General features: G+C 71.1%; 7 protein-coding genes. 5 read left to right on the top strand and 2 right to left on the bottom strand.

What is annotated here, in order from left to right; all coding sequences use genetic code 11:
* On the top strand, positions 1-1,432 hold a 1,432-nt coding region (locus BKN37_RS25285), incomplete at its 5' end, for a ComEC/Rec2 family competence protein (RefSeq protein WP_071029820.1).
* Positions 1,429-2,391, top strand: a complete 963-nt coding sequence (gene holA / locus BKN37_RS25280; RefSeq protein ID WP_071029816.1) for a DNA polymerase III subunit delta — start codon at positions 1,429-1,431, stop codon at positions 2,389-2,391. The genes BKN37_RS25285 and holA, both read left to right, overlap by 4 nt.
* 174 nt (positions 2,392-2,565) lie before the next feature.
* On the opposite strand, the gene rpsT is transcribed toward holA, so the two are convergent.
* Positions 2,566-2,826: a 30S ribosomal protein S20 gene (gene rpsT / locus BKN37_RS25275; RefSeq protein WP_071029814.1), complete on the bottom strand. Its 261-nt coding sequence runs from the start codon at positions 2,824-2,826 to the stop codon at positions 2,566-2,568.
* Between the two features lie 188 nt (positions 2,827-3,014).
* On the opposite strand from rpsT, the gene BKN37_RS25270 reads away from it, so the two are divergent.
* Genes BKN37_RS25270 through BKN37_RS30050 form a run of 3 tightly spaced genes read left to right on the top strand, consistent with a single transcriptional unit; the run spans position 3,015 to position 4,358 of the window.
* Positions 3,015-3,236, top strand: coding sequence for an antitoxin (locus BKN37_RS25270; protein WP_071029812.1), 222 nt, complete (start codon positions 3,015-3,017; stop codon positions 3,234-3,236).
* A 6-nt stretch (positions 3,237-3,242) separates the two neighbouring features.
* Entirely contained in the window at positions 3,243-3,659 is a 417-nt protein-coding gene (locus tag BKN37_RS25265; RefSeq protein WP_071029810.1) for a TA system VapC family ribonuclease toxin, read from the top strand.
* Positions 3,660-3,680: 21 nt separating this feature from the next.
* Positions 3,681-4,358, top strand: coding sequence for a hypothetical protein (locus BKN37_RS30050; protein WP_242657360.1), 678 nt, complete (start codon positions 3,681-3,683; stop codon positions 4,356-4,358).
* Between the two features lie 7 nt (positions 4,359-4,365).
* On the opposite strand, the gene BKN37_RS25255 is transcribed toward BKN37_RS30050, so the two are convergent.
* The gene (locus BKN37_RS25255) at positions 4,366-5,616 is read right to left on the bottom strand and encodes a DUF7373 family lipoprotein (RefSeq protein WP_131823694.1); all 1,251 of its coding nucleotides are present in this window, start codon (positions 5,614-5,616) and stop codon (positions 4,366-4,368) included.
* Positions 5,617-5,901: the final 285 nt, after the last annotated feature.

Raw genomic sequence — 5,901 nt, 5'->3', positions numbered from 1 at the left:
GGCGGTGGGGTTGTGGTGGCGCGCCGACCGGGCAGGGCGGGATCGGCTGCGGGTGCTCGGCGCGAGCCTGGCAGCGGTCGGGGTGGTGGCGGCGGGTTTCGGGTGTGCGGTGGCGTTGCGCGCCGACGCGGTCCGCCACCACCCGGTCACCGCGGCGTTCGGCATGGTGGCGCCGGTGACGGTTACCCCGAGCGAAAGCGCGGTCGCGGTGGGTGGCCGCCGGCTGATGTTTCGGGCCACGCTGCAGCGCCTCGGCGGCGACGCTGCGTCGGGCCGGGTGGTGGTGTTTGCGCCCACGGTGGACTTCGGCGAGCTGATGGTGGGCCGGCCGATGACGTTTCGGGCCCGGATCACCCGACCGACCCGCCGCGACCTGACCGTCGCGGTGCTGACCGCCACCGGCGCGCCCAGGCTGGGCCGGGCCGGGCCGACCCAGCGCGCCGCCCACGCCGTCCGCACCCGGTTCGCCGCCGTCGCCGCCGAGGCGCTGCCCGGCGAGCAGGCCCGGATCTTGCCGGCGCTGGTGCTCGGCGACACCTCGGCGGTCACCGCCACCACCAGCCGGGAGTTCCGCGCCGCCAACCTGACGCACCTGATGGCGGTGTCGGGGGCCAACGTCACCATCGTGTGCGGGGCGGTGCTGTTCCTGGCGCGGCTGGTCGGGCCCCGGGCGGCGGTGGCGCTGGCCGCGCTGGCCCTGGTGGTGTTCGTCGTCGTGGTCCAGCCCACGGCCAGCGTGTTACGGGCGGCGGTGATGGGCGCGATCGCGCTGCTGGGGGTGCTGTCGTCGCGGCGCCGACAGGCGATTCCGAGCCTGTCGGCCGCCGTGCTGGTGTTGATGGTGGCCGCCCCGCAGCTCGCCGTCGACATCGGGTTCGCGCTGTCGGTGGTGGCGACCGCGGCGCTGATCGTCCTCGCGCCGGTGTGGTCGCGGGGACTGGTGGCGCGCGGCTGGCCCAAACCGGCGGCCGATGCGGTGTGCGTGGCGTGCGCCGCGCAGGCGGTGACCGCGCCGCTGATCGCCGCGATCTCGGGCCGGGTCAGCCTGGTCGGCGCGGTCGCCAACCTCGCGGTGGCGGCGCTGATCGTGCCGATCACCGTGCTGGGCAGCGCGGCCGCCGCGCTGTGCGTGTTGTGGCCGGCCGCCGCCCAACTGTTGATCCGATTCACCGGACCGGAACTGTGGTGGGTGAGCCGGATCGCGCACTGGACCGCCGGCCTGCCCGGCGCGACAATGCCGGTTCCGGGCGGGGTGCCCGGCGCCGCGGCGGTGGCGGCGGCGACGACGGTCGCGGTGGCGGCGTGGCGGTGGCGGTGGTTTCGGGTGGCCGCCGGCGGTGCCGCGGTGTGCCTGTTCGCCTGGTCGGCATCCGGGGTGCTCACCGGCCAGGTCGGTGCGCTGTCGGGCCCGCGTGACACGATTGGCGGGTGAGCCAACCGGTTTCGCCGCTGCACCTGGTCCTCGGGGATGAAGAGCTGCTGGTCGAGCGGGCCGTGGCGAGCGTGCTGCGCGCGGTGCGCGCGCAGGCCGGCGCCGACGACATTCCGGTGGACCGGCTGCGGGCCGGGGACGTCGACACCCACGAGCTCGCCGAGCTGTTGAGCCCGTCGTTGTTCGCCGACGAGCGGGTCGTCGTGCTCGACGCCGCCGGCGAGGCCGGCAAGGACGCGGCCGCACTGATCGCGTCCACCGCCGCCGACATGCCGTCGGGCACCGTGCTGGTGGTGGTGCACTCCGGCGGCGGACGCGCCAAGGCGCTGGCCGGCCAGTTGCGGGACCTCGGCGCCCAAGTGCATCCGTGCGCGAAGATCACCAAACCCAGCGAGCGCGCCGACTTTGTCCGGGCCGAGTTCAAGGCGCTGCGGGTCAAGGCCACCGAGGAGACGGTGACCGCGCTGCTGGACGCGGTGGGCTCCGATATCCGGGAACTGGCGTCGGCCTGCTCGCAGCTCGTGGCCGACACCGGCGGACACGTCGATGCCGCCGCGGTGCGCCGCTACCACAGCGGCAAGGCGGAGGTGAAGGGCTTCGACATCGCCGACAAGGCCGTCGTCGGGGATGTTGCCGGCGCCGCCGAGGCGCTGCGCTGGGCGATGCTGCGCGGCGAACCGCACGTCGTGCTGGCCGACGCGCTGGCCGAGGCCGTGCACACCATCGCCCGGGTCGGTGCGCGGTCGGGGGATCCCTACCGGCTGGCGGGGGAGTTGGGGATGCCGCCGTGGCGGGTGCAAAAGGCCCAGCGGCAGGCGCGGCGCTGGTCGCGCGACAGCGTGGCCGAAGCGCTGCGCCTGGTGGCGGCGCTCAACGCCGACGTCAAGGGGGCGGCCGCCGACGCCGACTACGCGCTGGAAGCCGCGGTGCGCAAGGTCGCCGAACTGGTGGCGGACTAGGGGTGCCGATGGCGCCGACTGTGCGATCTCATACGCGATACCCCGGATAGGCGTATCAAACCGCACAATCGCGAACGGCGGAGTCGGCATTGTGCGCCGAGCAGACGCAAAAGCCCCCATTCCTGACGAAATGAGGGCCTTTTACGTCTGCTCGCGCGGGCTAAGCGCGGCGACTCAGAGCTTGTTGAACGCGCGGGCCAGCGCCGACTTCTTGTTCGCGGCCTGGTTCTTGTGGATCACGCCCTTGCTGGCGGCCTTGTCCAGCTTGCGGCCGGTCGCCACCAGCAGTTCGGCGGCCTTGTCCTTCTCGCCGGCCTCGGTGGCCTCGCGGAATGCGCGGACCGCGGTGCGCAGCGACGACTTCACCGACTGGTTACGCAGCCGGGCGCGCTCGTTGGTGCGGATGCGCTTTTCCTGCGACTTGATGTTGGCCACGCGTTAATTCCTTCTCAAAATCTCGGCTTGGGGTGCCTCAGGGCATTCGGGCGCCTGGGCAGCGACTGTTCAGGTTACCAGCCGCCGCGTCGATCTCCCAAAGCGGAACGTCGCTGGCCTTGGCAAAGGGAGAGCAACCGCGACGCCGGCGGGACAGCGTTGATGCGTTGATGCGATAGCATCATTTCATGCGTACGACCGTCGACCTCGATGACGATGTGGTCGCGGCGGCCCGCGAACTGGCGGCCAGCGAGCGGCGATCGCTGGGTGCGGTGATCTCGGAGCTGGCCCGTCGCGGCCTTGCGCCCGCGCGCGTCGAATCGGACAACGGGTTGCCGGTAATCCGGGTGCCGGCCGGGACACCGGCGATCACCCCCGGCATGGTCCGGCGCGCCCTCGACGAGGACTGAGACGCGGTGGCGCTGCTCGATGTCAATGCCCTGGTCGCGTTGGTGTGGGATTCACACATCCACCACGTGCGCATGCGAGAGTGGTTCGCCGCCAACGCATCACATGGCTGGGCCACCTGCCCGATCACGGAAAGCGGCTTCATCCGCGTCTCGGCCAACCCCACAGTGTTTCCCAGCCCGATCGGGATCGCCGACGCGGTGCGGGTGCTGACCGCGTTGCGGACCGTGGCACGCCATCGGTTCCTGACCGATGATGTGTCGATCACCGACGACGACGTTCCTCGCATCGTCGGACACCGTCAGGTGACCGACGCGCACCTGCTGACCCTGGCGCGGCGCCGCGGCATCCGCCTGGTCACCTTCGACGGCGCCGTAGCCGCCCTGGCGCAGGGTCGCGACGTGGAACTGCTCCGCGTGCTCTGACCCGCGCCTAACGTCGGCCGTATGACCGATCCGGCGCGGGACGGCGGGCGCGAGCGGCCGGCTGGTTTGTCGCTGGCCTTGCCCGCCGCGACGTGTCTGGTGGTGCTGGTGGGCGGTTTGGGATACGCGGTGGCGTTGGGCGGTGTGATGCCGTTGCCCTACGGGTCGGCCGCCGCGGTGCTGGACTATGTCCGCACCCAGCACGCGGCGGTGCAGGTCAGCGCCGTCACCGCGTTGGTGTCCGCGGTGCCGCTGGGGATCTACGCCGCGATGGCCAGCGCCCGGCTGCGTCAACTCGGGATGACCCCCGCCGCGATGATCGCGCTCGGCGGCGGCCTGCTGGCGGCCGGGGCGCTGGGTCTGGCCGGGTTGGTGGCGGGGGTGCTGGCCCGCCCGGAGGTCACCGCAGAGCCGGCCGTGGTCCACGCGCTGTACTACCTGGTGTTCCTCACCGGCGGAACCGGGCATATCGTCGCGCTCGGGCTGCTGCTGACCGCAATGGCGGTGCCCAGCCTGGTCCTTGGTCTGTTGCCGCGGCCGGTGGCGTGGGCGGGTCTGGTGCTCGCGGCCATCGCCGAATTGACGACGCTGGTGCTGGTCTGGCCCGCCGTCGCCCCGCTGTTGCCGATCGCGCGGCTCGGCGGTCTGGTGTGGCTGATCGTCGCCGGGGCGTTGCTGCCCACCAGCCGCGCCCCGTGACGGTCGCCTACTTGCCGGCCAGGATCAGGTACTGCGCCGAGATCTGCTGTTTGACGTCCTTCTCGTCATCCGAAAACGCGGTGAAGGCGTACCGGCCGATCCGCGCGACGCACTTGTAGTGCCAGGCGACCCGCTGCATCGACACCGGCGCCGTCTTCGCTGCCGCCCCTTTGGTCCGAGTGAAACAGCGGGCCGACGGGTAACCGGGCACCCCGGTCGCGGTGGGTTTGACCTCCGGCGCCTCGCTGATCTGCTTGGCGATCCAGTTGACCACTCGTGTAGACGCACCGGAACTAGGCGTTTGATACACCGTCGTCAAGAGTTGTGTTACCCAGACGACCCCGGCGTCGCGGAACAGCGTCGCCGCGTCGACGGGATCGTCCTCGAAGTGCAGCCAGGCAGTGGGCCGCCACGCCCCGTCGCTGAGCCCGGCCTCGCCGACGCCCGGTGCCTGCAGGGTGTGGGCCAGTAACGAGCCGGTCGGGTCTTTCGGCAGGTCGCCCAGCTTTGCCGGTTCGGTCGGCTCAAACTCGTCGATCAAGCGTTCCTGCTTGATCAGCGCGTTGTCGATGAGTCGACTGGCACTGCTTTCGTTGTTGTTGTCGTTCGTGACTGCGGCGGACTCGTAGAAGACGTACGGTCCGTGCACGAAGAAGGTGTCGATCGCGATGCCGCCGGCGTCGTCGTAGGCCGAGGCAATCGCCGCGGGATGGTCGGTGAGGGTCAGCGGCCGTCGGGGCGCCTCGCGGGTCTGCGGAACCGCGCCCGCCATTTCGCCGGCAGCCGCCGCAGCCGAACCCGGGTCGGGGAACCGCAGCACCATATTGCGTAACTCGCGGTGCGGGAAGGAGCCCCGCGTCACCCGATAACTGGAGAAGCCGGAGATGAATCCGTGTGCGACCGCGATCTCGGGCAGTGGGTCCGGTAAATCGAACGAGGTGGGAATGAACGACGCGATGGGGGCGGTGAAACCCAGCTTCTCAAGGGGTGGTTGTTGTCGCAGGTCGACGTTGACCTGCCACGGGCCGACCACGTTTTCGGCGATCCGATGCGCTTCGAAGTGGGAACCTCCGCTGCCCGCTGTGCCGAACGGTTCGCGGGCCACGATCGGATAGTTGCCGGTGTCCAGCAGTGCCACGATCGCGGCATCGGGATCAGCTGGTGCTCGCACCGCCACACCGGCCACGGTCGACGTGCAGCCCGCCAGCGTCGCCACGGTCAACAGTGCGCCGAGGATGCGAGCGGCTGATCTTCGCATGTTGTCTCTTCCCCGGCTCCTGCGCTCTTCGTTGGCATCAGCCTACGGTCCGGTTCGGTCGGAGCCGGGTTGTGGCACGGGCGACGGAGACGACGGCGACCGCGGCGCTATTGCCGCCGATCGGGGCGTCGCGGCCGCGATAAGCTCCCTGGGACTTCTCGCCTTCGACACCAGGGGGACGCATGACAGAAGGCGTTACGAGCCCGGAACCGCGCAACCCGGTGGCGGTTATCCGCCTTCCCCGTCGGGGGGCTACCCGCCGCCCGCTCCGGGTGGTTACCCACC

It is taken from the genome of Mycobacterium talmoniae, assembly GCF_001854525.1.
GTDB classification, from domain to species: domain Bacteria; phylum Actinomycetota; class Actinomycetes; order Mycobacteriales; family Mycobacteriaceae; genus Mycobacterium; species Mycobacterium talmoniae.
This window is presented reverse-complemented; position numbering and strand designations above follow the sequence as displayed.